Below are 25,694 nucleotides of genomic sequence, written 5' to 3'. Positions count from 1 at the left end.
GAGACTAGTGGACCTTGTATAAGGTGTGTGAAAGTATGGAAAAATGGAGGTGAGAGCTGAAGGAGTGATAGAATGGGTGAAAAGGAAATGCAAGATATGTTCGATTGGGCAGGCTTATCTAATGTTTATGAACAGCACGGCTATAAAATGTGGCTGAGCGACCTTGAAGACAATATTGATACAGAACTATTGGATCACTTTTCGGACGCTTATTCATTTGAAAGTGCCGAAACGATGTATTATGACGAGTTTCTGTTCCATCTCAGGATTTTCAAGAATATCAGCAAGAATAATGAGCTGCCTCCCCGATATTGGTGAGTGCATTTATAATACATAAAAATTGGAGAGGAGTGGGGATTATGGAGCCGATTTCTGATCATTTACGTGAAAATCTTGATGTCATTTTTGTTGGTTTCAATCCGAGCATCCGTTCTTCCGAAACAGGTCATCATTACGCCAATCCAAACAATAGATTTTGGAAGATTCTTTTTGAAGCAGGCATCACGCCAAGAAAGTACGATTCAACAGAGGATCATCAGCTTCTGGATCTAGGCTACGGGATGACGAACATCGTTGCTCGACCGACTAAAGCAGCGGATGAAATTACAAAAGAAGAATACCAGCAGGGGAAGCTAGAGCTAAGACAAAAGATTGAAAAATACAGTCCGAAAATCGTTTGTTTCGTTGGTAAAGGTGTTTACCAGCAATATAGCGGCAAAAAAGATATTCCATGGGGAAAGCAGGATGAACCTGTCGTCGCTGGTACTGTCGATTTTATTGCCCCATCCTCAAGCGGCCTCGTGAGGATGAAAATGGATGAAGTAGTGGGGATTTACAAGGAACTCCCATTATTAAAGGAACGTTTAATATCCAAGTGAAAAAGGACCTGATTTGAGGTCCTTTTCTCTTTTATTCCGCCAACTGCGCTTCATTCTTCAAGGGCATCGATAATCGGATCATATCTCTGCACTGGATTCCATTTTCGAAAATGGGTTCTTCATAATTCCTTATAAAAAAATCATGCTCTATTCCAGTGATTCGGAAGCCCACTTTTTGATAAAGTGCCAGTTGGTGGATACTTGAATTTCCTGTACCGATTTCAATTGCACTATAACCTTTTTCGGTTGCGGACCGAATCCCATGTTTAAGCAAGCTGGTCCCTAAACCCTTACCTTGATGTAATTGATCAACTGCTAGATTCATAATTTCAATAATTTGATTACTAACTTGAACCATGACGATTACTCCGACTGTATCTTTGTCATCTGACTCCGCAACATAGCACAAACCTTTATGTAAATATTGTGAAACCAAATCTTTAGAAGGATCAGCCAGGAGGAGCAGGTTCCAGGGCGGCTGTTCGCCGTTTTTTAACAGTCTAATGTTCATGTGTATTCCCCTTCAATATAAGTAGGTAAATGATCTTGATTACCAGGTAGCCAAATGCACCGCCAATTGTGTTAAGAATGATATCATCAATGTCGAAACTGCCAACTCTAGTGGCAAACTGGAGGATCTCCACCGATGAAGTCGCCAGAAAGACAGAACTGATCGTTCTCCAAAATCCAATGAACCTTTTGAACAACCAGGGTAAGAAGATTCCTAATGGGAAAAAGGCCAGAACATTGCCAAATAGATTAGACATCCAGATACTTTGATTTATGTGCGAAGAAGCTTTTATGTAGTCTGTGATTGTTTTAAATGGGATGATGTTATAAGGGTTGGTGCCTGCAGAATTAATTTCATACGCAGACTGTCTGTAAGGACTGAGAAACAACAAAATGACGGCAATGACGATGTATATAATGAATAATGCATAGGATATTGCTGAAATCCATTTTTTATGTTTGAAATCTATTAGATTTAGCATAAATTCTCCTTGGTATGGTTGAAATTAATAACCTGCTAGATAATTGAGATTAAACTTTGTCTTGAAAAACTTTAAGTCTACGAAAATACTGTTTTAATGAATACAATTTAAATCTATATTCCCCAAAATGTAAGTAAGATTACATTCAATGTTATATTGGATTAAATTTCTAATTAAAAGAAAAACCTTACCACAAGGCAAGGTTTGAAAATATGTATTTGATCATCCTGCTAAAGCAGGGCCCCTGCCGGCCGTACAGTGGTTAAGTGTCCCGCAACAAGCGAATGTCCGGCAGAGGCAGTTATATTTTAACACAACCATGTTGGAAAAATACAATTTGAAGGTGGATACTTTTATTTTTATTTGGAATAGTGGTATGATAACAATGATTTTACCATAAGGAGATGATTTTCATGGCTAAAAAAGGATACATACAAATGCAAAATGGTGAAAAAATCGAAATCGAACTCTACCCTAATGAAGCACCTGGTACAGTTGCGAACTTTGAGAAGCTTGCAAACGAAGGCTTTTATAACGGTTTGTCCTTCCACCGGGTAATTCCTGGTTTTGTTAGTCAGGGTGGGTGCCCTTCTGGAACAGGGACTGGCGGTCCAGGCTACACAATCAAGTGTGAAACAGAAGGTAATCCGCATAAGCATGAACCAGGTTCACTTTCAATGGCACACGCGGGTAAAGACACAGGCGGCAGCCAGTTCTTCATCGTGCATGAATCACAGCCACACTTAAATGACGTGCACACTGTATTCGGGAAAGTTACTTCTAATTTAGAAGCGGCAAAAGCGATGCGCAATGGAGATGTTATGGAAAAGGTCGTTGTTACCGAAGAATAAGAATTTAAAAAAAGAGCCTGAGGGCTCTTTTTTTGTACGTATTTACCCATTGAATCGAACATACGCTCTTGTTAAAATACAGAAGAGGTTAACTGTATAAAAATAATTTAATTGTCCAGTCTAATATTCAATAAATTTGACTATACTATCTAATTTACATATTATTAGGTTAATAAGTCTAATTTTAAATGTTGGGTGGAATGGCAATGCGGCCAGTTTCTGTATTCATAATGGATGTAACAAAATCTTCTTCTGCAGGGTATGGTGAGGAATTGAGCAGTTATTTAGGGCAGCTTGAGACATATATTAAAAATTGGTACGGAAAAAACGTGTCTGTTCAGGTTAAACACCGATCTGGGGATGAACTTATTCTTCTGGCCGAAGGGTATTCATCCGCTTTTATTACAGCCTTTTATCTCAGCTTGCTCTGGAAATATCAAAATAACCTTCCGTATTTTGGACTTGCCTATGGAAGTCTGGATAGGAAAGTAGAAGAGGTTGATATTGAAAAGTGGATTCATCCATTGGTGAAGCAGGCGAGAAACGCGAACGACCATCTTAAAAAACAAAAGGACAGGGATTCCTTCTTTTTTCAAAGACACGATGGTGATCCTAATTTGCAGACATTAATGAATGGCATGCTCATGCTGCAGCATGTATTGAGAATGCAGCAGACTGAAATCCAACGGCTTGTGTGCTCGCTTTATCTCATTTACGGAAAGCAGAATGCCGTAGCAGAGCTTCTCGATCGTTCAGCTCCTACGGTTTACAGCCATTTTAAGAAGGGCCATTGCGAGCAAGTCCTCCGAAGTTTCCGTGATATCGTCAGTGTTTTAGATGCCAGCCAGGGAAACGAGTTCCCGGATTTGAAACTTAACCAAACGAAGACTTTTGAAGAAAGCATTAGAACAAATATAAAAAGCCAGTTGCAGGATATTTTCAGCTTCTAGGTTCTGGTGAAAGGAGAAGGCATGCTTTTATTGAGTTTGATTATTGCGCATCTGCTAGCAGATTTTTACCTTCAGACTGATCGTATGGTGCACGACAAGCTGAACAATATTAAAAAGCATATACTACATCATTTCCTGGTGAACACAGCTGTGCTCGCGGCAGGCTGGCTCCTTTTTTATCGGGAGAATGACCCTGTAATGAATGTCGTCTGGCCGGTTCTATTCATAACGAGTACACATCTAATCATTGACCTTGTAAAAATCAAGCTCGTGGATCAATATACGGCACGCGAAAATTTAAATAAACTATGGTTTTTTATATTAGACCAGCTGCTGCATCTTTTCATGCTATTGATAGCGTTGCAATTGTTTTATCAAAAATCGCTAATCTCCAATTTTGATAGTTTTATAAAGCTTCTGTTTGAGGAAGGGCGCCAAATGGACGCTGCTAGTACGATCCTCGTCATTGTGATTATTTTAATATTGGGGACAACAGTCAGCGGACATTTAATCCGCATCCTTCTCGGCTCTCTGCCCGGACAGCTGTTAACCTTTGAAGGGAAATATACTTTTAAAAATGAGCTGAAAGAGCCGGCATATCAGCAAACCAGCAATGGTGAAAGAGGGCTGTCCGAGCAATACAGCTATATGATCTTCAATAAACACGATATGTCACGCGGGAAGCTGATTGGCTATATCGAGCGACTTCTGGTTATCTTACTTACATACTACAGCTCGTATCCTGCAATCGCCTTCATTGTTACCGCAAAATCAATCGCCCGTTTTAAACAAATGGATGATCGTGACTGGGCGGAATACTTTCTCCTTGGCACCTTGACATCCATGTTCATGGGTATCATGTTCGGAATCCTTTTAAGAGAAATATTAAATTAGAAGTGCCTAGGCGGCCTTTTCTGTTTTTCAGCTTCAGGTTTAATATTGACGGCACTGAGCTTTCTAAAGTGCCATGGCATTTGAGTAAATTACGGAGTGATTCGAATGAACATCGTCCTTTTCAATAAAGATTTGCGTATTTCTGATCATCAGCCTTTGACTGAAGCAGCCAGGGCAGGAGAGGTATTGCCACTGTACGTTTTTGAGCCTTCACTATGGAAGGAGGCGCCGCTTTCCGCCCGCCATTTTGAATTTGTTGTTGAGAGCCTGGATGAGCTGGCAAAAGGCATAGAGGACCAGGGCGGGAAACTTTTTTTCGCAATCAATGAGATGAAGATGGTCCTGGATAAATTGTTGGATATTTATGATTCTATTAACTTATTTCTGCACAATGATATAAGATTAATGGACATAGTTGCGGAGTGGGCGAGGCAAAATGAGCAGCGCGTGTTTTCTTATGGTCCTGAACTTGAAAATGTCCCGGGTAAGCTATTTAATAATCGTTTGAACTCTTATTTAAAAGAACTGCTTGCTGAAGTTCCAAACAAGATTGATGTACCGTCAAAAATACCTGATTTTTTGTTCACTGATTTTAAAAAACTTCAGAATTTCAAAGTCAAGGGAAATAAAATCCGCTTTGGTCAGCAAGGTGGAGAAATGAAGGCTGCTGAAACGCTGGATTCATTCCTAGAAGGCAGATTCTCAAACTACATCGAAAATCACCAAAAACCGCTGCCATCCTCGCTTTCGTCATCAAGGCTTTCTGCTTATATAACATGGGGAAATATATCGGTCAGAACTGTTTTTCAAAAAACTGATGAGAAATTGCAAGCATGTGAGCTGGAGGAAGATAAAATCCAGCTTGAGGAGTTTTTATCAAAGCTTACTGCCCGAATGAAAATTTGCAGTACAGAAAATAAAGATCAGCAACTTCCAAATGATAGTAACATCAAAAGGGAATGGAATGAAGATTGGTTCCAGCGATGGCTGCAGGGAAGGACGGGAATCCCGATTATCGATGCAGCCATGAGGAGTCTGGATAAAACGGGATGGATGAATTTCTCGTTGCGCGCTATGGTTACGTCTTTTATTGCAAATACTTTATCGCTGGATGAGCGGAACCCATCCTCTGCCCTGGCAGAGTTATATTTAGACTACGAACCAGCAGTACATGATTTCTATGTCCAGCAACAAGTGGGAATGAAAAGGAAGATGAAAATCATTGACCCTGTTAAAGTTGGGAGGCAGCTTGATCCGGATGGCGCTTTCATCCGCCGATATATCCCTGAGTTAAGTAAGCTTCCGGACGAATACATCCACGAACCGTGGCTTTACCCTGCTTTTTATCAGCTTGGCTATGAAGCACCTATGGTTGATGTGAAAAAGATGAATAAACATGCCCGGCTTCAATACCAGGCCTTAAAAAGCAAAGGAAAGGACATCCTGAAAAAAGAGGAAGGCGAATCGGAGCAGCTATCCTTTGATTTTTAAAGAGGGTTCTGCCATTTCATGCCTCCCCTTGAAATAGGTCAGGGAAACTCCTAAAAGGGTAATCACACCGCCTGCTATTGTCAGGATTGCCGGTACTTCTCCCAGCCAAATCCAGGCAATAAGGAATGAAGCTGCTGGAGTGAGGTATAGGGAACTTGCTGCTTCAGATGCGCCAGATTGAGCTGTAATATAAGCAATTGCAAAGTAAGCAACCACCGTAGGGAATAGACCAAGGTAAACAGCGCTAATCGTAGCTCCTATTGGTGCCTCAGTAATCTGGGAAACTATGCCTGGAGCAAAGAAACCCATGAAAATAGTGGCTGCCCAAATCGTATAGGCAGTAAAAGGTAGAGCTCCATACTTATCTAAGTATTTTTTTTGGAACACAAAGTAAATTGACTCAGATAATGAAGCAATTAGTATAAGGAGTATGCCAATACCAAGCTCGAAACTTCCGCCAGCCCCGAAGGAAATGAGAAAAATTCCTGCCATGCTGATGGATGCGCCAGACCAGTACCATTTCCCGGTGCGCTCCTGGAAGAACATCCTTCCTAATAAACCAATAAAAACTGGTGAAGTAGAAACGAGCAGGCTTGCAGCGCCAGCTCGGACAGTTTGTTCACCAAAATTAAGAGCTGTTTGATAGACTGCGAATCCAAGGAATCCAAACAGGAATATCACTGGCCAATCTTTTATTTCTGGAAGCTTCATTTTTCTTAATGCTGCATAGCAAACAAGTACGACTGACCCGATCAAAAGCCGCAGGAATGACAAGTGCTCTGGAGAATACCCTTCGAGACCATGCCTGATCCCCGCAAATGCCGATCCCCATAATAAAATTACGAGCAAGTGTGCTGCTGCCATTCTAATGTCCATGTAATCAACCCCTGTTAAAAACCATCCAATTTACCCCAGTAAATCAGTTTTATCTTTTAAATATAATTGGGTCTTGGTAAAATGTATCCAACCAATAGGGGTATTTTAAACCCAACCAATTTTGATTGGAGCAGGAGACATGAAAGCGCCAAAGTACAAAATGATAATCCATTATATAAAAGAACAGATTACAAACGGTATTTGGCCAGTTGGCAGCAGGCTCCCGAGTCAGCGTGACCTTGCAAAGCAATTCGGTGTGAACAGAAGCACAGTTGTAACAGCGCTCGATGAATTGGCTGCTGATGGGCTGGTTGAAGGTAAGTTGGGAATGGGAACGGTAGTCGTTAACAATACATGGACACTCATGCGGTCTGCACCTCCAGTAAATTGGAATGAACAAGTGGGACTGGGCACCCATCAGGCGAGCCTGTCGACGGTTCAGGCTATAAATCTGGCAGAGTCCAATGAGAATTTAATTCAGCTGAGTAAAGGAGAACTATCAAAAGATTTATTCCCACTCGAGGATATGAGGACTGTTTTAACAAAGATTGGACAAGAACTGGAGCCGTTCGGCTATGAAGACCCGAAAGGAAATCCACAGTTGCGGGAAGCCATTGCTAAATACCTAAATCAAAAAGGAATCATGGTCCATGCTTCATCCATTTTAGTCGTTTCGGGTGCATTACAGGCTTTACACCTTATTTCGATTGGGTTATTGGAAAAAGAGTCAACAGTATTCCTCGAGGATCCATCTTATCTATATTCTTTATCCACTTTCCAGTCTGCAGGAATGAAGCTGCATGGAATCCCGATGGACAATGAGGGCATCATTCCTGAGATGATAAAGGCATCGCATCACAGTAAGAAATCTGTGTTATACTGCCATCCAACCTTTCATAATCCCACTGGGACTCTTATGGGGGAAAAAAGAAGGCAAGAACTGCTCAAGCTGGCAGAAAGTGCACAGCTTCCAATCATTGAGGACGATGTGTACGGCGATTTATGGCTGGACTCCCCTCCGCCGTCTTCCATTAAATCGCATGACAGGCATGGAAATGTTTTGTATCTTGGGAGCCTGTCGAAGAGCCTGAATCCTGGATTGCGAATTGGATGGATTGCCGGTCCGGAAGCGGTCATTGACCGGCTGGCTGACCTAAAAATGCAGACCGACTACGGTTCAAGCTCTTTATCGCAACGTGCCGCCGCAGAATGGCTATCCAGCGGATTGTATGAGAAGCATTTATCGAATGTAAGAAAACAGCTAAAGGTACGAAGAAATGCTGCCCTGGAAGCACTGGAAAAACACTTGAGCCGTTTTGCTGAATGGAACAGGCCTACTGGCGGATTTTTCATATGGGTTAAATTGAATCATAATATCTCATTACCTGATTTGTACAGGAGAGCTCTCGCTAATGGTGTGTTGATTAATCCCGGGCGGATTTATGCAACCCAAAAAATGCAGCATTTCAGGCTTTCTTTTGCGAATGCACCCGTTGAGGATATCAAAAAGGGAATCACTATATTAGAATCACTGATTGAAGACTGCTAGAATAGAACAATATGAGTTTTTAACTGTGGATGAAAAAACATCAAGGAGATTATTGATTTATGAAATTAGTATCATGGAATGTAAATGGAATAAGGGCTTGTGCTCGTAAAGGGTTTTTAGATTTCTTTAAAGAAGCGGACGCAGACCTTTTTTGTATTCAGGAAACAAAGCTGCAGGAAGGCCAGATCAGCCTTGAATTAGAAGGGTACCACCAGTTCTGGAACTATGCTGAAAAGAAAGGCTATTCCGGAACAGCTATTTTTTCGAGACAAAAGCCTCTATCAGTAAAGTATGGAATTGGATCGGCTGAACACGATCATGAGGGCAGAGCAATCACTTTAGAATTCGAAAAGTTTTATCTCGTTAATGTCTACACCCCAAACTCGCAGCGTGATTTGGCCCGCCTCGGATACCGCTTGGCCTGGGAAGACAAGCTAAAGGAGTACTTACTTGAATTGGACGAGACTAAACCAGTAATCCTTTGTGGCGATTTGAATGTCGCCCATAATGAGATCGATTTGAAAAACCCAAAACCAAACCGTGGAAATTCCGGATTTACAGAAGAGGAGCGGGGAAAAATGACTGAGCTACTCGCCAGTGGCTTCGTCGATTCCTTCCGTCACCTGCATCCTGAGGCTAAAGATGTGTACACCTGGTGGTCTTACATGAATAAAGTAAGAGAAAAGAACATTGGATGGCGTATAGATTATTTCATTGTTTCTGAAAAACTGGCACCTGCAATTAAAGAAGCAGGAGCAGAATGCTTTGTCATGGGGAGTGACCACTGCCCCGTTACGTTAGAACTAAGTCTATAAATTTGATTGTATCCCCCTGAACCGTGCTCAGGGGGATTTTTTAAGGTTATTTTCCATGATTTAGTACAACTATTTGCTACTTTCACTCAAAGCTGTCTGAAGAAGCAGCAGGTTCGGACAGCTTACCGCCGTTTTCCCTTAAAGCTGTCAGAAGTAGTACCAGGTTCGGACAACTTTTCACCGATTTCCCTTAAAGCTGTCAGAAGTAGTACCAGGTTCAGACAGCTTACCGCCGTTTTCCCTTAAAGTTGTCAGAAGTAGCACCAGGTCCAGACAGCTTATCGCCTATTTCCCTTAGGCTGTCAGAAGTAGCACCAGGTTCAGACAACTTTTCGCCGATTTCACTAAAAGCAGTACAAAAAATCTGCATGTTAAGACATACAACCTTTAACTATGAGAAACAGTATGACATATTTTAAGCTTATAAAATTAATATCTATCCCATTAAAACGCTACAAATCCAGCTCTTTAATATATTCAAAGAATTATCAAAACCTTTCCTTTTGCTTTTTCGCTAAATGTTATATACTATAAGTTAATAAGGATAACACATTAGAAAAATCCTTGATAATGTTACATATTAATTATTGGGGGTACGTTGGTGGTGAGTTCTATTAAACTAACAAAACGACAGGAAGAAATCGTCCAAATTGTCAAGGAGGATGGCCCGATAACCGGTGAACAAATTGCTGAAAAGCTGAAGTTGACGCGGGCGACTCTCCGTCCCGACTTAGCGATTCTGACGATGGCAGGCAGCCTCGAGGCAAGGCCGAGAGTCGGCTATTTTTTCAATAAGGATAAAGAGAGACTGTTTGAACCGACAGAAGTTCTTAACCTTAAGGTCAATGACTATAAAGGCCATCCGATTGTCGTTCAAAAATCTTCTTCTGTTTATGATGCCATTGTCCAGATGTTCCTTGAAGATGTAGGAACGCTTTATGCTGTTGATTCTGAAGGTTGCCTTGCTGGAGTCATCTCAAGGAAAGACCTGTTGAGGGCTGCTATCGGAAACAAGAATCTCGAGGATCTTCCTGTAAGCGTCATCATGACGAGGATGCCAAACATTATTACGGTGAAACCTGAAGAAACATTGGTCCAGGCTGCTAAGAAGCTTGTTACAAACAGAATTGATTCTCTCCCTGTCGTTCGGGAACTCAAGCATAAACCCGAATCATACGAAGTCATCGGAAGAATAACGAAAACAACCATTACAAAGGTTTATCTAGAAATCGCAGAGCAAAAATCTGTCTAGGAAGTGAGCGCATTTTGGATATGAAGGAAGTTGTCTACGTGGTATCCGATTCAGTCGGGGAAACGGCAGAATTTGTAGTTAAGGCTGTGGCAACCCAGTTTAACGGAGGCCAGGTTGATATTAGAAGGAATTCATATGTTGAGGACGAAGAAGATATTGAAGATGTCATCATGGTTGCGAAGCAAGGGCGTTCAATCATTGCTTATACCATCGTCGTTCCAGCTCTCAAGGCTTATCTTGATAAAAGGGCCCAAGAGGAAGGGATATATGCAGTGGATTTGCTGAATCCACTGATGAATGCCTTTGAGAAGAAGTTCAATAAGGAGCCAAACCATCAACCGGGAATGATGCGAAAGCTCGATGATGAATACTTCCGTAAGATTGAAGCGATTGAATTTGCCGTCAAATATGATGATGGCAGAGACCCGCGCGGCATATTAAGAGCGGATATCGTACTGGTTGGCGTTTCACGGACTTCAAAAACACCATTATCGATGTACCTTGCTCACAAGCGTTATAAGGTAGCCAATGTACCAATTGTTCCCGAGGTAAAGCCGCCAGATGAATTGTTCCAGATACCAAGAAGTAAATGTGTCGGTTTGATCATCTCGCCGGATAAGCTGAACGAAATCAGGACTGAAAGGCTGAAAGCGCTTGGACTGGGTGCGAGGGCAAATTATGCAAGCTATGAACGAATCCTGGAAGAGCTTGATTATGCAGAGAAAATCATGAAGCGTGTTGGCTGCCCTGTCATCAATGTTTCCAATAAAGCGATCGAAGAAACTGCAGGATTGATACTCGATATTTTAAAAAGTGAGAGGAGTTTTGGCTGATGTCTAAATTTGTTTATCTTTTTAATGAAGGAAATAGCGGTATGAAAGAAATTCTGGGAGGTAAGGGAGCGAACTTGGCGGAAATGACACATATCGGCCTGCCGGTACCTTTCGGATTCACAATTTCTACGGAAGCGTGTAATGCATATTATGACGCTGGCAAAACGATTCCGGCGGAAGTACAGGCACAGATACTTGAAGCGCTTGGGGAGCTTGAAGAGAAAACTGGCAAGAAGCTAGGAAACCCTGAGAACCCACTGCTTGTATCCGTGCGATCTGGTGCAGTGTTCTCAATGCCTGGAATGATGGACACCATCCTGAACCTTGGAATGAATGACGAAACAGTCGAGGGTATGGCAAAGCTTACGAACAACCCAAGGTTTGCTTATGATTCTTACCGACGTTTTATCCAAATGTTCAGTGACGTCGTCCTTGATGTTGATGTGTTCTTTTTTGAACGCTTGCTTGAAGAAACTAGGGAAGCAAAAGGATATGCATCTGATCCGGAAATGACTGCTGAGGATTGGAAGGAAGTCATTCAGGGCTATAAGAATATTGTGACAAAACATACAAGAAAGCCTTTCCCACAGGATCCTAAGGAACAGTTATTCCTTTCCATCAACGCTGTATTTGATTCCTGGAATAACCAGCGTGCGATTGTTTACCGCCGTTTGAATAAAATTCCTTCACACCTGGGAACTGCTGTCAATATCCAGAGCATGGTTTTCGGGAATATGGGCAATGATTCCGGTACTGGTGTAGCATTTACTCGTGACCCATCCACTGGAGAGAGTATATTGTACGGCGAATACTTAATCAATGCCCAGGGAGAAGATGTCGTTGCAGGCATCCGGACACCACAGCCAATCCAGACATTAAAGGATGAAATGCCTGCCGTTTATCAGCAATTCGTTGATACTTGCAATCGTCTTGAACAGCATTACGAGGATATGCAGGATATTGAATTCACAGTAGAGCGCGGAGAGTTGTTCATCCTTCAAACTCGAACTGGGAAACGTACTGCTCAAGCAGCAATCCGCATTGCCACGGAACTGGTCAAGGAAGGGATCATTGATAAGAAGACCGCTCTGCTTCGCGTGGATCCAGAACAACTGGATCAGCTTCTGCACCGCCGAATTGATGAGAATTTCGAGCGCAATCAGCTGGCAAAAGGACTGCCTGCTTCACCAGGTGCCGCTACCGGGAAAGTAGTGTTTGATGCGGATGAGGCAGAACAGCTTGCAAATGATGGCCAAAAGGTCATTCTTGTCCGACCAGAAACAACTCCAGATGATATCCATGGAATCATTGCGGCACAGGCTGTCGTTACGAGTCGTGGTGGTATGACAAGCCACGCCGCTGTAGTAGCGCGGGGAATGGGGAAAGCATGTATATGTGGCTGCGAAGCAATGAAAATTGATTTGCATGAAAAACAATTCCGTGTTGGTGAAGTGGTAGTAAAACATAGTGATATCATTACAATTGACGGTGGAACTGGTGAAATCATGCTTGGTGAAATCCCGATGATCGAACCTGAGCTTTCAGAAGAGTTCCAGCTATTGCTCGCATGGGCTGATGAAGAGCGTAAAATTGGAGTCCGTGCCAACGCAGATAATCCTGAGGATTCAGCCAAGGCACTGGAATTTGGTGCAGGCGGTATTGGTCTATGCCGTACTGAACATATGTTTATGGACGCAGCAAGGGTGCCTATTGTCCAGAAAATGATCCTTGCTGAAACATACGATGAACGAAACGCAGCACTTGATGAACTACTGCCGATGCAACAGGGGGATTTTGAAGGAATCCTTGAAGTGATGCAGGGCCTGCCTGTAACAATTCGTTTGCTGGATCCGCCTTTACATGAGTTCTTGCCTGATAAAGAAGAACTTATTGTTGAGATTACGAAATTGCAAATCCTGGACCCAGAATCGAAAGAGCTTAAGGAAAAGGAAGCATTGCTTAAGAAGGTACGGCAATTGGACGAATTCAATCCGATGCTTGGCCACCGTGGCTGCCGCCTTGGTATGATTCATCCGGAAATCTATGAAATGCAGGCAAGAGCGATTTTCTATGCTGTAGCGAACTTGGCTGATAAGGGTATCGATGCACAGCCTGAAATCATGATTCCGCTAGTCGGTCATGTCAATGAGTTGAAGGAAATGCGTGAGCTGGTAAACGCAGCTGCGCAAAGCATTAAAGAAGAAACTGGAAAAGATTTTGAATATACTGTTGGAACAATGATTGAAATACCGCGTGCTGCATTGACTGCAGACCAAATCGCCGAGGAAGCTGACTTCTTCTCATTTGGTACGAATGACCTGACACAGACAACATTCGGTTACAGCCGCGACGATGCTGAAGGGAAGTTCCTTCAGGCGTATATCGAACAAAAAGTCCTTACTGAAAATCCATTTGCAGTCCTTGATCGTGAGGGAGTGGGTAAGTTGGTTGAGACAGGTGTGGAACTTGGCCGCCAGACTAAGCCTGGCCTAAAGACTGGTATTTGCGGAGAGCACGGCGGTGAAAAGAGTTCGATCGAATTCTGCTACAATGCGGGACTTGACTACGTAAGTTGTTCTCCATACCGTGTGCCGCTTGCCAGGCTGGCTGCTGCACAGGCAACGATCCGTCATGAGAGAAACAATGAAAAAGAGGCTGTTATTGCCAAATAATCCTGAAAAGGAGCGTGTACAGAAACACGCTCCTTTGTTTTTGTTTCATTTATTTCCTTATTAATAGGTAACTGATGGAAAAAAGGGTATACTATCTATATACGTAATTCCTCGGGTCTTCTGGTGTTTCCACTTACCATGAGAAGGCGTGAGACCAAACCAGAGAGGATGAGGGAAATGTTAGTAAAACTTTATCAGGCAAAAGCGGGCGATGGCAGCAAAAAAAAGGGGTTAAGGAGAACACAATCCTATTTTATGACGCCGGAGGATGCATTATCTGAAGCATTTGCTTTAAAAGAAAAAATGGATTCAAGATATAAAAATGAAATAGAATGGGATTATCAAGGTGCTTTTACAGGTACCTCTGAAAAAATGAAAATTTTAAAGGGATATCTGAAGGGTAATCGGCAAACTACTCCGTTTTACCTTGAAATCCTAAGTGTCGATAACATCGATAAAATTAAACCAGTATCACCGATTAAACCTAAAAGTGTAACAAAGGACGACAAAAAGGTTCTAACCAAAGTCATGAAAAAGTTAAAGGTGAAGAACGCATAGTCAAGCCGTTCCACTGATTTTATGAAGAATACTAAATGGAAGGGCACGCACATCTCGTTGTGCGGCCTTTTATTTAGGTTCTTTTTGTAACTTTAGCAGCTTTAAGCCAATATTCTATTTGGGGCTTGTCTTAAAGCTTATATTATACAGATTTTAAGGGGTTCATATATGAAACAAATTGAATTGATCCATCAGCAGTCAGTGGAGAACACAAAAACTAAGATAATGGATGATATCGAGAATTTTCTTGGTGAATTGGAAACTCTTCCTGATTTCAAGGAGTATCTAGATAAAAGAAGTACTTATATCAGCCAGATCTGGCTGAATGTGTGGCTGACCAAGGCTACTAATGATTTCTCAAAGCGTGATAAAAAGGCTTTTTTGAGTGAGCGGGGATTTGTTGTAGAAGGTGTCGATAGAAAGTTAATTAATAAGCTTTTCAGGAATGAAATGAGAGACTATAAACCTTTCAATACAATGGAGTGGATCAAGTCTGTAATCGATGAGCACAACTGGGAAGCACAGTATACTCGTGCGAGAAAGATGTTCCTCAAAAAAGCTGAAGAGGAACGGTTGCTGGAGAAGAAGGCAGGCATAAAGGAAAAGATTTACCAGGTTGGCCACACGGTTTTAAGTGACTTCCAGGAGTCAGCATATCTAAAAATCCGGCATGAGATGGCAAAGGAATTAAAGAAAATTTTAAATGGAAATCAGAAGTACAAGGATATCGACACATACATGCTAGAAGAAAGATTGACCAATATTGGCTCTTTCAACCCTGATGATTACAGGACGATGGCTGACTTTTTTGATGAATTGACGGGACAGATCCATCAAACAGCTAGCTGGGGTCGTTTTTATTTTGAATATGAGACCTACCAGTATCATTTTGAGAACAGTGTTTTAAAGTATTTTACACGAATAGCAGCTGAGGAGGTAATGAAACATCTTGACCAGCAAATTCTCAGCGAATATGAGGAAGTTTTCGAGGACAAGCTTTCAGTCGCCGAGACAAAAAGAATCATTAACGACTTGGCTGATGTTTATTTAGATGGTTTTCTTTTCAAGCTTCAGGAAGAGTACGTAACAGACCTATTGGCTCTAGCTGAATTAGAGTTTGAAGAACGGGCGCATCATGCAATCTATGAAAGAGACCTTGCAGAGAGGGAACGCAGAAAGGCAGAGGAGCTGGCCGAGCTTGAACGGAAAAGGGAAGAAGAAGCTCGCATGCTTGAGGACATTTTCGGCAGAGAATACAATCCTTCACTGAGAAGAAATGTTAGATATATTCTGCACATAGGTGAAACAAATACAGGGAAAACCCACCACTCTCTGGAAAGAATGAAGGAAGCAAGAACTGGTTTGTATCTGGCTCCGCTTCGTCTGCTGGCTCTTGAGGTTTATGAAAAGCTAAATGCAGAGGGCGTTCCTTGCTCGCTTAAAACAGGCGAGGAAGAAAAGCCTGTGGAAGGAGCAAACCATATATCGTGCACAGTAGAAATGTTCCACGAAAAGGAATTTTATGAAGTGGTCGTCATAGATGAATCACAGATGATTGCTGATAAGGATAGAGGGTTTTCCTGGTTTAAAGCCATTACAAAAGCAAATGCAGAGGAAGTCCACATCATCGGCAGCAAGAATATCAAGGAAATGATGATGGACCTGCTGGATGATGGGGTGGCGGAAATATATGAATACACTCGTGATATTCCTCTCCAGGTAGAGAATAAAGAGTTCAGCCTGAAAGATACCAAGAAAGGCGATGCACTTGTTTGCTTCTCGCGAAAACAAGTGCTTGAGAATGCATCGAGACTACAGAACAGCGGTCGCCAGGTAAGCATGATTTATGGAAGCATGCCTCCAGAAACAAGGAAAAAACAAATCGACCGTTTCATCAAAGGAGAAACAAGTGTGGTAGTAGCTACCGACGCTATTGGCATGGGTCTGAATTTGCCAATCAGGAGAATCGTCTTTTTGGAAAATGAAAAATTCGATGGAACAAGGAGAAGGAGGCTTACTTCCCAGGAGATAAAGCAAATAGCGGGCCGTGCCGGCAGAAAAGGGATTTACAACGTCGGTCGAGTTGCATTCACCTCAGATATTAGTTTAATGACAAAGCTTCTTGAAAAAGAGGACAACCCTGTTGAGACATTTTCCATTGCTCCAACTTCTGGTATTTTTGAAAGGTTTCAAAAATATCACCGTTCACTTGCTGTTTTCTTTGAATTATGGGATAAGTTCGAGAGCCCTAAAGGGACGAATAAAGCTTCGCTGTCAGAAGAAAGGGAGCTTTATGAATATATCAGGGATACTGAAATTGAAGCGAGGCTGCCGATGATGGAGCTGTATGGATTTCTTCACCTGCCTTTTTCATCAAGAGAACCTGCCCTTATTGAACAATGGCTTGAAACAATCAGAGCAATCGTCGCAGATGCAGAACTGCCGGAGCCGCCTGTCAAAACGGCCTCCCTGGAGGAACTGGAGCTTTCTTATAAAGCAATTGGCCTGCATTTGTTGTTTTTATATAAGCTTGGCAGAAAAACTGAGGCTGTTTATTGGGAAAGGATTCGTACAGGATTAAGTGACGATGTTCATGAGTTTTTAAAATCGGAAGTCAAAAATTATAAAAAGAAATGCAGGCATTGTGGAAAGGGAATCCATGTAGATTCCCCATATCAAATCTGTGATTCCTGCTATTCAGCAAGAAACAGGAAACGGGCGGACTACAGGGATGGTTGGAAATAGTCAGTTGTAAGCAGGGCTTCATTAGAAGACCTGCTTCTTTTGGATGACAGTAGTATATAACAAGTGAATCGCCATATGATTATAGAAGGAAAAAATAAAAAGGTGTGATCAGATGGCTGTCCACGTAGTTAGGTCAGGAGAGAACCTTTGGGCAATCGCCAGGACATATGGTGTCTCGATCCAAAGTATTGTTGATGTCAACGGACTTCCTTCCACGAGCTTAATCATTCCTGGGCTTGCACTCTATATTCCAGATCAGCAGCCAATTACGCGTTATTATAAAATCAAGGCTGGCGATACACTATGGAGGATTTCTTTACAGTTCAGGACGAGTGTCAGCAGCATCGTAAATGCGAATCCGGGGCTTGATCCAAACAGTTTGTATATTGGTCAGAACATCAATATTCCTTCATCTGTTAGACCGCAGTTTTCAACACTTGGATTCATCGTACCAGGCGCCTCTCAAACCATTCTGGCCGATTTAGAAAAAATGGCCCCTAAGCTTACTTTTATTGCTGTTGCGGCATTTTCTTTTACAGAAGAAGGATATGCCTATGTGTGGGGGGATGATGCCCCTATCGTCCGAAAAAGCAAAGAATTGAATGTCATCCCATTATTATTGATCCAAAACACTGCTGCATCCGGTTTTAGTAAAGAACTCGCAGGCAATGTATTGGCATCTCCGACCTACCGCAGGAACCTTGTTGCCAGTCTTGTGAATTTAGCGAACCAGAGAGGCTATGGCGGCATAAGTGTCGACCTGGAATTTATTCCGCCGGCGCAAAGGGAAGATTTCAACACATTCCTCTGTGAACTGAAGGCGGCAATGGGGTATCTCATATTACATGTGAACGTTCATGCAAAGACAGAAGATCTCCCGACAAATCCGATAATTGGAGCGTATGACTATAAAACGATTGCGGAAATTGCTGACATTGTGGCCGTTATGACCATCGATTACGGGTATCCGGGAGGCCCGCCTGATCCTGTTTCTCCTTTATGGTGGATCGCACTCGTTGTCAGGTATTCATTGACATTGATACCTCGTGGGAAATTGCAAATCGGTCTCCCGCTTTATGGTCATGATAAAGTCGTTTTGACCAATCAGTATCGTGCGCTCTCCGTCCTGGACGCACAAAATCTTGCTATTTCTGCTGGTTCGGTCATCCAGTATGATTCAGCAGCCAGGTCACCCTGGTTCAGGTATTGGAAAGGCACCGAAGAGCATATCGTGTGGTTTGAAGACATTCGGAGCTATATTGAAAAATACAGATTGATCGATTTATATCAGCTTTATGGCGCAACCTATTGGCAGCTTAGTTTGAAAGCTCCTCAAAATTGGGCTTATTTGGATAAAGTGGATGTGATTAAACTTTGAATTTATTCATTCATTGGCCAAAACTAGTAAGATTTTATTTGAGTTGCGCAATGGCCTTAAGAGATTGTGGTACATTATCCAGTAAGGCACAAGCACCTGTTTTTAAATAGAAACAGGTGCTTTTTTTATTTAATAAGGTGATTGCACACTATTTTGGGGTACTAATAAGTAACTTGATTTATATAGAGGAGGTTCGTTAGATGAATAATTTTATAAAGAGCGGCTTTTTGCTTGGGCTTGGAGCTGCTATTGCCGGTAAGGAGAAGGTTGATGAAACCATTATGAAGTTGGTTGAGAAAGGGAATATGACCCAGGCTGAAGCAGACACCATCTTTGACGATTTTTTCAAAAAGGGTGAATCGAAGACCGGGGAATGGAATAGGGAATTCAAGGAGATGGCGAGAACCCAGCTGACTGACCTGGGTTTCGTTAAAAGGGAAGAGTTAGACACTGTCCAGGCGCAACTTGTTTTATTGAAGGAAGAAATTTCACAGCTTCGAAACGGCGGATTAAATCAAGAGATTGACCAGGTTGAAAACGGAATGGAAAATGTTCCGCCGGGATTTTCAAAAGACATTGACTAGCAGCGGGTGATGGAATGTTGACAGACCGATTGAGACGTTTAAATAGATACAGAGAGATAGCTTCATTATTTGTGAAATATGGATTTGGTTATGTGCTTGAAGAGGTGGGGCTGTTCCATGTCCTTTCATTGAAGGATCGGATCACTGCAGATGTTAAAAGTGGAAACACAAAGGAAGCGGGTTACCGTATAAGGTGTATGCTGGAGGAATTGGGGCCAGCTTTTATAAAGCTTGGCCAGCTCCTCAGTATTAGGAGTGATATGCTTCCTGAAGAGATTGTAAAGGAATTGGAACTGTTGCAAGATCAAGTCCCTCCTGTTCCTGTAAATGAAATAAAGGAGAAGCTTCACCATGAGTTTGGCAGGCCTGTTGAGGATGTATTCCGCTTTTTTGACGAAGATTACGTAGCAGCAGCGTCGATTGGACAGGTCCATGAAGCAATACTGTCAACAGGGGAATCTGTAATGGTGAAGGTCCAGCGGCCGGGTATCAAGCAGACAGTCCATACAGACCTTGAAATTTTAAGAGATATTGCGAGACTAATCGAACAGCGTTATGACTGGGCACAATATTACAATATCACTGATATGGTTGAAGAACTGTCTGAATCAATCAGAAGGGAATTGGATTATACTGAAGAAGCCCGTAATACGGATATGGTTCAAATGCAGTTTGAAGATTGTGAATCCATAAAGGTTCCGGTTGTCTTTCATGAATACTCGACTCCCCAGATTCTAACCATGGAAAAGGTTGAGGGTATCAAGCTCAACGAATTGAATACTATTGTTATTGAAAATGAGGAAAAACGAAGGATTGCTGATCTATTAGTAAGTGCATTTATAACCCAAATTCTAAAAGAAGGTTTTTTTCATGGTGATCCGCACCCCGGCAACATTCTTTATAATCCAGAAGCGCAACAGCTTATATTCATAGATTTTGGTCAAGTAGGGCGGCTTTCAGCTAGCCTAAGATATGATTCTGCTTCAATGATGATGGGAATCATGCAGAAGGATACCCAGCGAATCGTCCGGTCTATCTTCAGTATGGCCAATGTTCCTTCAGATATTGATGAACAGCATTTTTATGATCGAGTAGATGGAATCAGGAAAACGGTTGAAAGTTCATCAAAAGATGGATTGAGTTTAGGCTTGACGGTTAAGGAGTTATTTACCGCTGCACAGGAACATCGAATCATCCTGCCTAAGGAAATGACGATGATGGGGAAAGCGTTGATTACGATTGAAGGCATCATTTCTGGTATTGATTCAAGCTTTGATATGATTGAGTTTGCTAAGCCTTATGGGGAACAGGTTATGAGGGAGCGGTACGATCCGATTAAAATGGGAAAAAGGCTTTGGAATAAAGCGGAGGACTTATCAGATACGTTTACCAATATTCCGAATCAGGTTGATAAGGTTTTAAATCAAGCTTCCAAAGGGGATTTGAAATTTGAGATCAGTTTATCGGAAATCAACCGAATCCTTCATAAATTCGACCGGATCAGCAATCAGGTTTCCTTCAGTTTAACACTGCTTGCCTTCAGTATTGTTGTACTGGGTCTGATTGTCGGCGCAACATTTGGAAATAATACTATACTGACAAGCGTACCTGCAATTGAAGTAGGGTTTATCATTGCATTCGGGATGTTTTTATGGATTATTTATTCTATATTAAAGTCAGGACGCTTTTAATTAGTCTCTTTACGTAAACTTTGTTTCTTTCACAGCTTAATGCGTTTCCTTTTCAAAAGTCTCATCGAAAAGATCCACGATGCCTTTAAAAATTCAGATGCTAGACATGTTCGATAAGCGCAATCATGCGAAAACAGCATTTCAATAAAATTAGGCAATGTTCAAATCATTGCCCTTTTTCTATGGAAAAGATGGCTATGATGTATGTGAGTTGGAAATTGTTAAGATATTATTTATTCGGAGGAGTTTTATTATGCCTTGCAGAACTACTGATGAATTGAATGAACTGGTACATGAAGCAAAAAAGTACACTGATGGAGGAAAGGTTGCAGACTACATTCCTGCATTGGCTAAAGCGAATCCTGAAGAGTTGTCCGTCGCTATTTTTCATGATGATGGAAGTTGTGTTTCGGCAGGAGACATTCAGCAGAAGCTGACTTTGCAAAGCGTTTCAAAAGTACTGACACTTGCACTCGCCCTGATAGACTACGGGGAAGAAGCTGTTTTTGACAAAGTGGGTTATGAGCCAACAGGTGATCCGTTCAATTCAATTGTTAAGCTGGAATTCAGTCCTTCGAAACCGTTGAATCCAATGATTAACGCAGGCGCCCTAGCAGTTACTCATATGATCAAAGGGAATGATTCGGATGAACGATTTGACCGAATTCTCTCATTCATCCAGGAACTGGCAGGCAATTCTTCAATTGGGTATTCACAGGAAGTTGCTAAGTCTGAATATGAAACTTCTGATTTGAACAGGGCATTATGCTATTTTTTGAGGCAGCATGGGGTTATTGATGAGGATGTAGAAGAGTTGTTAAAGGTGTATACGAAGCAATGTGCGATTGAAATGGATTGCCTGGATCTTGCGCGCATTGGTTGTGTGTTCGCAATGGATGGTTTGGAGCCGGTCACGAACCGCCGATTGATTCCTGCCCATGTGGCTCGTCTATGTAAAACCTTCATGGTTACCTGTGGAATGTACAATGCGTCGGGAGAGTTCGCTGTCAGGGTCGGAATTCCTGCGAAGAGTGGTGTATCAGGCGGGATCATGGGGTCAGTTCCAAACAGATTTGGAATTGGCATTTTAGGGCCAGCCCTTGATGAGAAAGGGAACAGCATTGGTGGGATTAAGCTACTTGAAAGAATGTCTGCAAAGTATAATATGAGCATGTTTTAATGAAGTTTAAATTTGTAAATTCCAGACAAATATTACCCGTGTGTGTATATGTATTCTTGATATGATAAGGAGGTGATCCCATCAAAACCGAAAGGAGAGAAAAATGACCGTAGATCATAAAATAGTCTCAATTCAGGAAAAAATAAAAGATCTTGCATTTGATGAAATTGGAGAAATATTCAATTTCAGTAGTGATTATTATGGTGAATATTTGCTTGGGTTAGTTGGTGACTTTATAGAAACAGAACAGATTCCTGAAGAAATTGCCTCCGTACTGGTTCCTCACTTTATTTCCTGGGCTGTGTTTTCCCACCGCTTCAGCGTGAGCCATGAAAACAAGACTATTTTTGAGTTATATCTGGAGTCGCCCCGATATAAGAGCAGAATGAAACCCAAATTGCACACTCTAATCAGTGAATGGAAAAATGCAGTGCCAGGTGTTTATTACATTGATGAAATCCTTGGAGAAAGAGTGCTAGTTGTTAATGATGTCATTCGCATGAAGCTGAGGTTAGTCGGAGTATATAATGAAATGTACCATCAGCCCGAGGAAAGCGATTTGCTTTTAGGATATCTTCTTCCTGCAGGGGATGGGACCTATTCCCCAATCATAGATTTTTTCCACATCCCGGCTCTCTACAAAAAACAAGCGGCCTTTCAAATGATTGATTTCTATAATAAAGCCGTAACCACAGACCATGAATTCTTCATCCGTCACTACCCAAAACTACTCTCAATTATTTCAGACGTACTTAAATAAAGAAACTGATTTTACCTATGAAGATAGATTGATTCAAAAGACCAAAATACAAAAGTGAAGGACGTGTACATTAGTACCGTCCTTAATTTTGTTCATATGACTAGCCCCCGAACGCTTCAAGGATATCTTCGACTTCCTTCATATTGAGTAATTTTGCGGCATCTGTTTGTTCTTTAATGGTTTTTTCCTTTACTAGTGGCTGGATATGGAAGGTTCCATTTTCAAGCATCGCTCGAATGTCAGCAAGCTGCTGAAGGATTTCAGCAGAGCCTCCACTCAATACGGGCTTGGGATTTAGGTAATGATGAAGAGCGGATAGAACAAGATGGCTCAGTGAACTGTTATCGGCATGATATTCGATTTGGTCCACTATTTTTGGTGAAACCGAGTACGACTCTCCAGTCTTAACATCAATATATCGTTCAGGGACAGTTATCGCGATCTTATTTACATAATCCGTATAGGTGTTTGACATACCGATCATCCTTCAATGGAAATTAGTTCCTCGGTATTCTCATGTTGTTTTTTTAGTTGATTCATTTTGGCTAAAATCATGAGTCCGAAGACGTTCAGTTTTTCCAGGTTTTCTGGAAAAGTCAGCTCAATTGGGCGCCCTTTATCAGCCCATCTTACGGCAGCTTCCTGGATTTGATTCTGGGCAAGTTTTGCTGCACCACCAACTGCGATGTAGCGGGACGCCCCCTTAATTTCGCTGGAACTGCTCCTGGCACGGTCAAAGTGCTCAAGATATTTTATAGCCATGATCCTCAATTGAGGGATCACATACTTGCTAATATCTTTCCTGACACCGGCAAAAGGTTCGACATACCACTCTGATTGGCCTGCAAAAAGTTTTTCTTCAAGCTCTGACCTTGAGTCGAAAGTGTATAATTCATTCTTGCTGACTTTTTTTATGATAGTATCCAAGAACAAATTGATTCCAAAATGGTCGCCTTCAACTGAGGCTACAGGCTTACTGTTCTTGATTCCAACGAAATCTACTGAATCACCGCCCAGGTCGCCAATGATGATTCCTTTCTTGGAATCCTTCACTAGGTTATGGTCTTTAATTGTCAGTGTATCAACATCCCGAATCAATCCTAAATAGGCACAGGCTCCTTCCGCGCCTACAATCACATCCTTGATTTCAAGCTTGACAATCAGTTCTTTCGGCTCCAGAATTCCCGGTACCTTATGGAGTGTAATGGTATGGTTACCAATCAAGCGCTGCTTGAGTAATTCTTTCCTCTCCTTATATTGCGTGGTTGGAAGAGATACAGCTAATTGGTCTATACAATAGGTTAATTCGATGTCATTTGGATTTATTATAGAAGCATGGTAGGCAGCTGCGGCAAATAGAAGGATATATGTGCGGTCTTCGTCAGCTTTTTGATTATTGCTTGCTGTCAGGCTGACATTTCTTTGCTTTGCAGCCGCTTTTCCAGCATAAAAAATTTCTCTTTTGTTTGTGATCGCCGGGCTTTTTATCTCTACAATCAAATTCTCCTCAAGGTCAATATCTTCCTCGTCATAGGGCTTTTCGTAAAACTCATCATCATACAATGCGATGGCGTTTGGCATTTGGTATTCCCTTAGCTCTCCATGATCAGAGGCTAGAACTTTATACCAGCTGTTGCCTATGTCGACTGCAAAATAATTATAATTGTTCATTTTATCCTCCTCCTTTTGAATCCTATGCAAAAGGCATGTTCAATTGTGCAAGTACCTAATTTCAATGGAAGTAAGGAATTAAAAAGACGTGGAAATCTTAAAAAACTGAAAAAATCCGCATTTGTGCTGATTCATTCATCTAGTCCAAAAAATCTAGCAGGAATAGGATAAATTGTACAAGAAATTAAAAAGGAGGAAATAGAATGACTAATGACCATAAAGGTAAACGCGGATGCGTAAATGTAAATAAGTCTGCATCCAGTAATGAATGCATGAATGTGCCTACACCAGGATTAGCACCTTCAGCAAACCTTCCTGTTACTCTGGCTGATATTACAGTTACGGACCATCTTGTAGCGGATATCCATTTCCCTGATCCAGTGCTGGAAATCAAGGATATTAAAAAACGGGTGAAAATCGTCCAATGCAGATTGCTATTAGGTCCTAGCTCAAATCCCGATACAGGAATTCCTTTATTTATCAAGGGATTCATCCGGAAGAATATCCAATATGCAACACCTTGCCCGCATGCTAAAAGCGACTGTGTAGCATCTGAAATGCGTTCGCTTACTGTAGATGTTCCATTCGAATGTGTAACTATTGTTACTGATTTTCTAACCGATCCAGTACTTCCGACTCCTAATACCCGTGAAGAATTTGACTTCTTCAGAGCGCAGGACTTGGGTCACGGATTCCCTGAAAAAGATCAATTGCTATCAAGCGACCTTTCCCAGTTCCATCAAGTAAGCACCCAATTCTATAATCAGATACCTTTCTGTGAACTAGTATCCAGCAGTATTGTACAGTGGGATGAAGCAATTGACCGTTATCCATTACCTAACCACGGGCCATTCGAAGAAGGAACATTCCATAATATCGTTGAAAAAACTTTCTTGCAATTCCGTGTAAGAGTTTATCAGAATCAACAAGTTACAATTTAATGGTTTTAGCGACTGCATTTAAGCGGCCAATTCCTCAAGATGCTATGGAGGTTCTCGAGGATAAACTTATGGCGAAGACAGTGTCTTCGCCATTTTATTTTTGTTAACCAGGAAAATATAAAATGATTTAGTT

Annotated in this window: 24 protein-coding genes; 19 read left to right on the top strand and 5 right to left on the bottom strand. The window is 41.7% G+C overall.

The window, feature by feature from the left end; genetic code table 11:
- Positions 1-72: 72 nt before the first annotated feature.
- Both DYI25_RS08255 and mug read left to right on the top strand, forming a co-directional pair.
- Positions 73-318 carry a hypothetical protein gene (locus DYI25_RS08255; RefSeq protein WP_213367920.1) on the top strand — a complete coding sequence of 82 codons (246 nt, stop codon included), beginning with the start codon at positions 73-75 and terminating at the stop codon, positions 316-318.
- Between the two features lie 41 nt (positions 319-359).
- Positions 360-878, top strand: coding sequence for a G/U mismatch-specific DNA glycosylase (gene mug, locus DYI25_RS08250; RefSeq protein WP_213367919.1), 519 nt, complete (start codon positions 360-362; stop codon positions 876-878).
- Positions 879-909: 31 nt separating this feature from the next.
- Here the strand turns inward: mug and DYI25_RS08245 are convergent, their stop codons facing one another.
- Positions 910-1,389, bottom strand: coding sequence for a GNAT family N-acetyltransferase (locus DYI25_RS08245; protein ID WP_213367918.1), 480 nt, complete (start codon positions 1,387-1,389; stop codon positions 910-912).
- Complete coding sequence (locus DYI25_RS08240) at positions 1,379-1,870, bottom strand: VanZ family protein (protein WP_213367917.1); 492 nt, start codon at positions 1,868-1,870, stop codon at positions 1,379-1,381. The genes DYI25_RS08245 and DYI25_RS08240 overlap by 11 nt, the downstream gene beginning before the upstream one ends.
- Before the next feature lie 413 nt (positions 1,871-2,283).
- Here DYI25_RS08240 and DYI25_RS08235 point away from each other — a divergent pair, with 413 nt between their 5' ends.
- The 4 genes from DYI25_RS08235 to DYI25_RS08220 all read left to right on the top strand — a co-directional run bounded on the left by DYI25_RS08235 (position 2,284) and on the right by DYI25_RS08220 (position 6,056).
- Positions 2,284-2,721 (top strand): peptidylprolyl isomerase, encoded by a 438-nt coding sequence (locus DYI25_RS08235; RefSeq protein ID WP_213367916.1) that lies wholly within the window; start codon positions 2,284-2,286, stop codon positions 2,719-2,721.
- Positions 2,722-2,927: 206 nt separating this feature from the next.
- The gene (locus DYI25_RS08230) at positions 2,928-3,671 is read left to right on the top strand and encodes a hypothetical protein (RefSeq protein ID WP_213367915.1); all 744 of its coding nucleotides are present in this window, start codon (positions 2,928-2,930) and stop codon (positions 3,669-3,671) included.
- A gap of 21 nt (positions 3,672-3,692) precedes the next feature.
- A complete protein-coding gene (locus DYI25_RS08225; protein ID WP_213367914.1) occupies positions 3,693-4,565 on the top strand; it encodes a DUF3307 domain-containing protein in 873 nt (290 codons plus the stop codon).
- Positions 4,566-4,670: 105 nt separating this feature from the next.
- A complete protein-coding gene (locus DYI25_RS08220; RefSeq protein ID WP_213367913.1) occupies positions 4,671-6,056 on the top strand; it encodes an FAD-binding domain-containing protein in 1,386 nt (461 codons plus the stop codon).
- Here the strand turns inward: DYI25_RS08220 and DYI25_RS08215 are convergent.
- A complete protein-coding gene (locus DYI25_RS08215; protein WP_213367912.1) occupies positions 6,039-6,932 on the bottom strand; it encodes a DMT family transporter in 894 nt (297 codons plus the stop codon). The genes DYI25_RS08220 and DYI25_RS08215 overlap by 18 nt on opposite strands.
- A gap of 139 nt (positions 6,933-7,071) precedes the next feature.
- Here DYI25_RS08215 and DYI25_RS08210 point away from each other — a divergent pair, with 139 nt between their 5' ends.
- The 12 genes from DYI25_RS08210 to DYI25_RS08155 all read left to right on the top strand — a co-directional run bounded on the left by DYI25_RS08210 (position 7,072) and on the right by DYI25_RS08155 (position 22,949).
- Positions 7,072-8,481 (top strand): PLP-dependent aminotransferase family protein, encoded by a 1,410-nt coding sequence (locus DYI25_RS08210; protein WP_213367911.1) that lies wholly within the window; start codon positions 7,072-7,074, stop codon positions 8,479-8,481.
- Positions 8,482-8,540: 59 nt separating this feature from the next.
- Positions 8,541-9,296 (top strand): exodeoxyribonuclease III, encoded by a 756-nt coding sequence (locus DYI25_RS08205; protein WP_213367910.1) that lies wholly within the window; start codon positions 8,541-8,543, stop codon positions 9,294-9,296.
- Positions 9,297-9,900: 604 nt separating this feature from the next.
- On the top strand, positions 9,901-10,548 hold the full coding sequence (locus DYI25_RS08200; protein WP_213367909.1) for a CBS domain-containing protein: 648 nt from the start codon (positions 9,901-9,903) through the stop codon (positions 10,546-10,548).
- 14 nt (positions 10,549-10,562) lie between these two features.
- On the top strand, positions 10,563-11,381 hold the full coding sequence (locus tag DYI25_RS08195; protein ID WP_213367908.1) for a pyruvate, water dikinase regulatory protein: 819 nt from the start codon (positions 10,563-10,565) through the stop codon (positions 11,379-11,381).
- Entirely contained in the window at positions 11,381-14,053 is a 2,673-nt protein-coding gene (gene ppdK, locus DYI25_RS08190) for a pyruvate, phosphate dikinase (protein ID WP_213367907.1), read from the top strand. The genes DYI25_RS08195 and ppdK overlap by 1 nt, the downstream gene beginning before the upstream one ends.
- Before the next feature lie 177 nt (positions 14,054-14,230).
- Positions 14,231-14,611: a hypothetical protein gene (locus tag DYI25_RS08185; RefSeq protein WP_023614000.1), complete on the top strand. Its 381-nt coding sequence runs from the start codon at positions 14,231-14,233 to the stop codon at positions 14,609-14,611.
- 168 nt (positions 14,612-14,779) lie between these two features.
- Complete coding sequence (locus DYI25_RS08180; protein WP_213367906.1) at positions 14,780-17,356, top strand: helicase-related protein; 2,577 nt, start codon at positions 14,780-14,782, stop codon at positions 17,354-17,356.
- 112 nt (positions 17,357-17,468) lie between these two features.
- Entirely contained in the window at positions 17,469-18,734 is a 1,266-nt protein-coding gene (locus tag DYI25_RS08175; protein ID WP_213367905.1) for a LysM peptidoglycan-binding domain-containing protein, read from the top strand.
- Positions 18,735-18,934: 200 nt separating this feature from the next.
- Positions 18,935-19,318 (top strand): phasin family protein, encoded by a 384-nt coding sequence (locus DYI25_RS08170; protein ID WP_213367904.1) that lies wholly within the window; start codon positions 18,935-18,937, stop codon positions 19,316-19,318.
- 14 nt (positions 19,319-19,332) lie between these two features.
- Positions 19,333-21,009, top strand: a complete 1,677-nt coding sequence (locus DYI25_RS08165; protein WP_213367903.1) for an ABC1 kinase family protein — start codon at positions 19,333-19,335, stop codon at positions 21,007-21,009.
- A 253-nt stretch (positions 21,010-21,262) separates the two neighbouring features.
- Positions 21,263-22,189, top strand: a complete 927-nt coding sequence (gene glsA, locus DYI25_RS08160; RefSeq protein ID WP_213367902.1) for a glutaminase A — start codon at positions 21,263-21,265, stop codon at positions 22,187-22,189.
- A 103-nt stretch (positions 22,190-22,292) separates the two neighbouring features.
- Positions 22,293-22,949 carry a hypothetical protein gene (locus DYI25_RS08155; protein ID WP_213367901.1) on the top strand — a complete coding sequence of 219 codons (657 nt, stop codon included), beginning with the start codon at positions 22,293-22,295 and terminating at the stop codon, positions 22,947-22,949.
- A 100-nt stretch (positions 22,950-23,049) separates the two neighbouring features.
- Here the strand turns inward: DYI25_RS08155 and DYI25_RS08150 are convergent, their stop codons facing one another.
- Both DYI25_RS08150 and DYI25_RS08145 read right to left on the bottom strand, forming a co-directional pair.
- The gene (locus tag DYI25_RS08150) at positions 23,050-23,424 is read right to left on the bottom strand and encodes a hypothetical protein (protein WP_249745286.1); all 375 of its coding nucleotides are present in this window, start codon (positions 23,422-23,424) and stop codon (positions 23,050-23,052) included.
- A gap of 5 nt (positions 23,425-23,429) precedes the next feature.
- Entirely contained in the window at positions 23,430-24,620 is a 1,191-nt protein-coding gene (locus tag DYI25_RS08145; RefSeq protein ID WP_213367899.1) for a ParM/StbA family protein, read from the bottom strand.
- Positions 24,621-24,823: 203 nt separating this feature from the next.
- Between DYI25_RS08145 and DYI25_RS08140 the strand changes: the two genes are divergently transcribed.
- Positions 24,824-25,561: a CsxC family protein gene (locus DYI25_RS08140; RefSeq protein ID WP_213367898.1), complete on the top strand. Its 738-nt coding sequence runs from the start codon at positions 24,824-24,826 to the stop codon at positions 25,559-25,561.
- Positions 25,562-25,694 lie beyond the last annotated feature (133 nt).

Origin of the sequence: Mesobacillus boroniphilus (genome assembly GCF_018424685.1) — a bacterium.
GTDB classification, from domain to species: Bacteria; Bacillota; Bacilli; order Bacillales; family Cytobacillaceae; genus Mesobacillus; species Mesobacillus boroniphilus_A.
The sequence above is the reverse complement of the archived record's forward strand: the minus strand, read 5'-3'. Positions and strand labels throughout refer to the sequence as shown.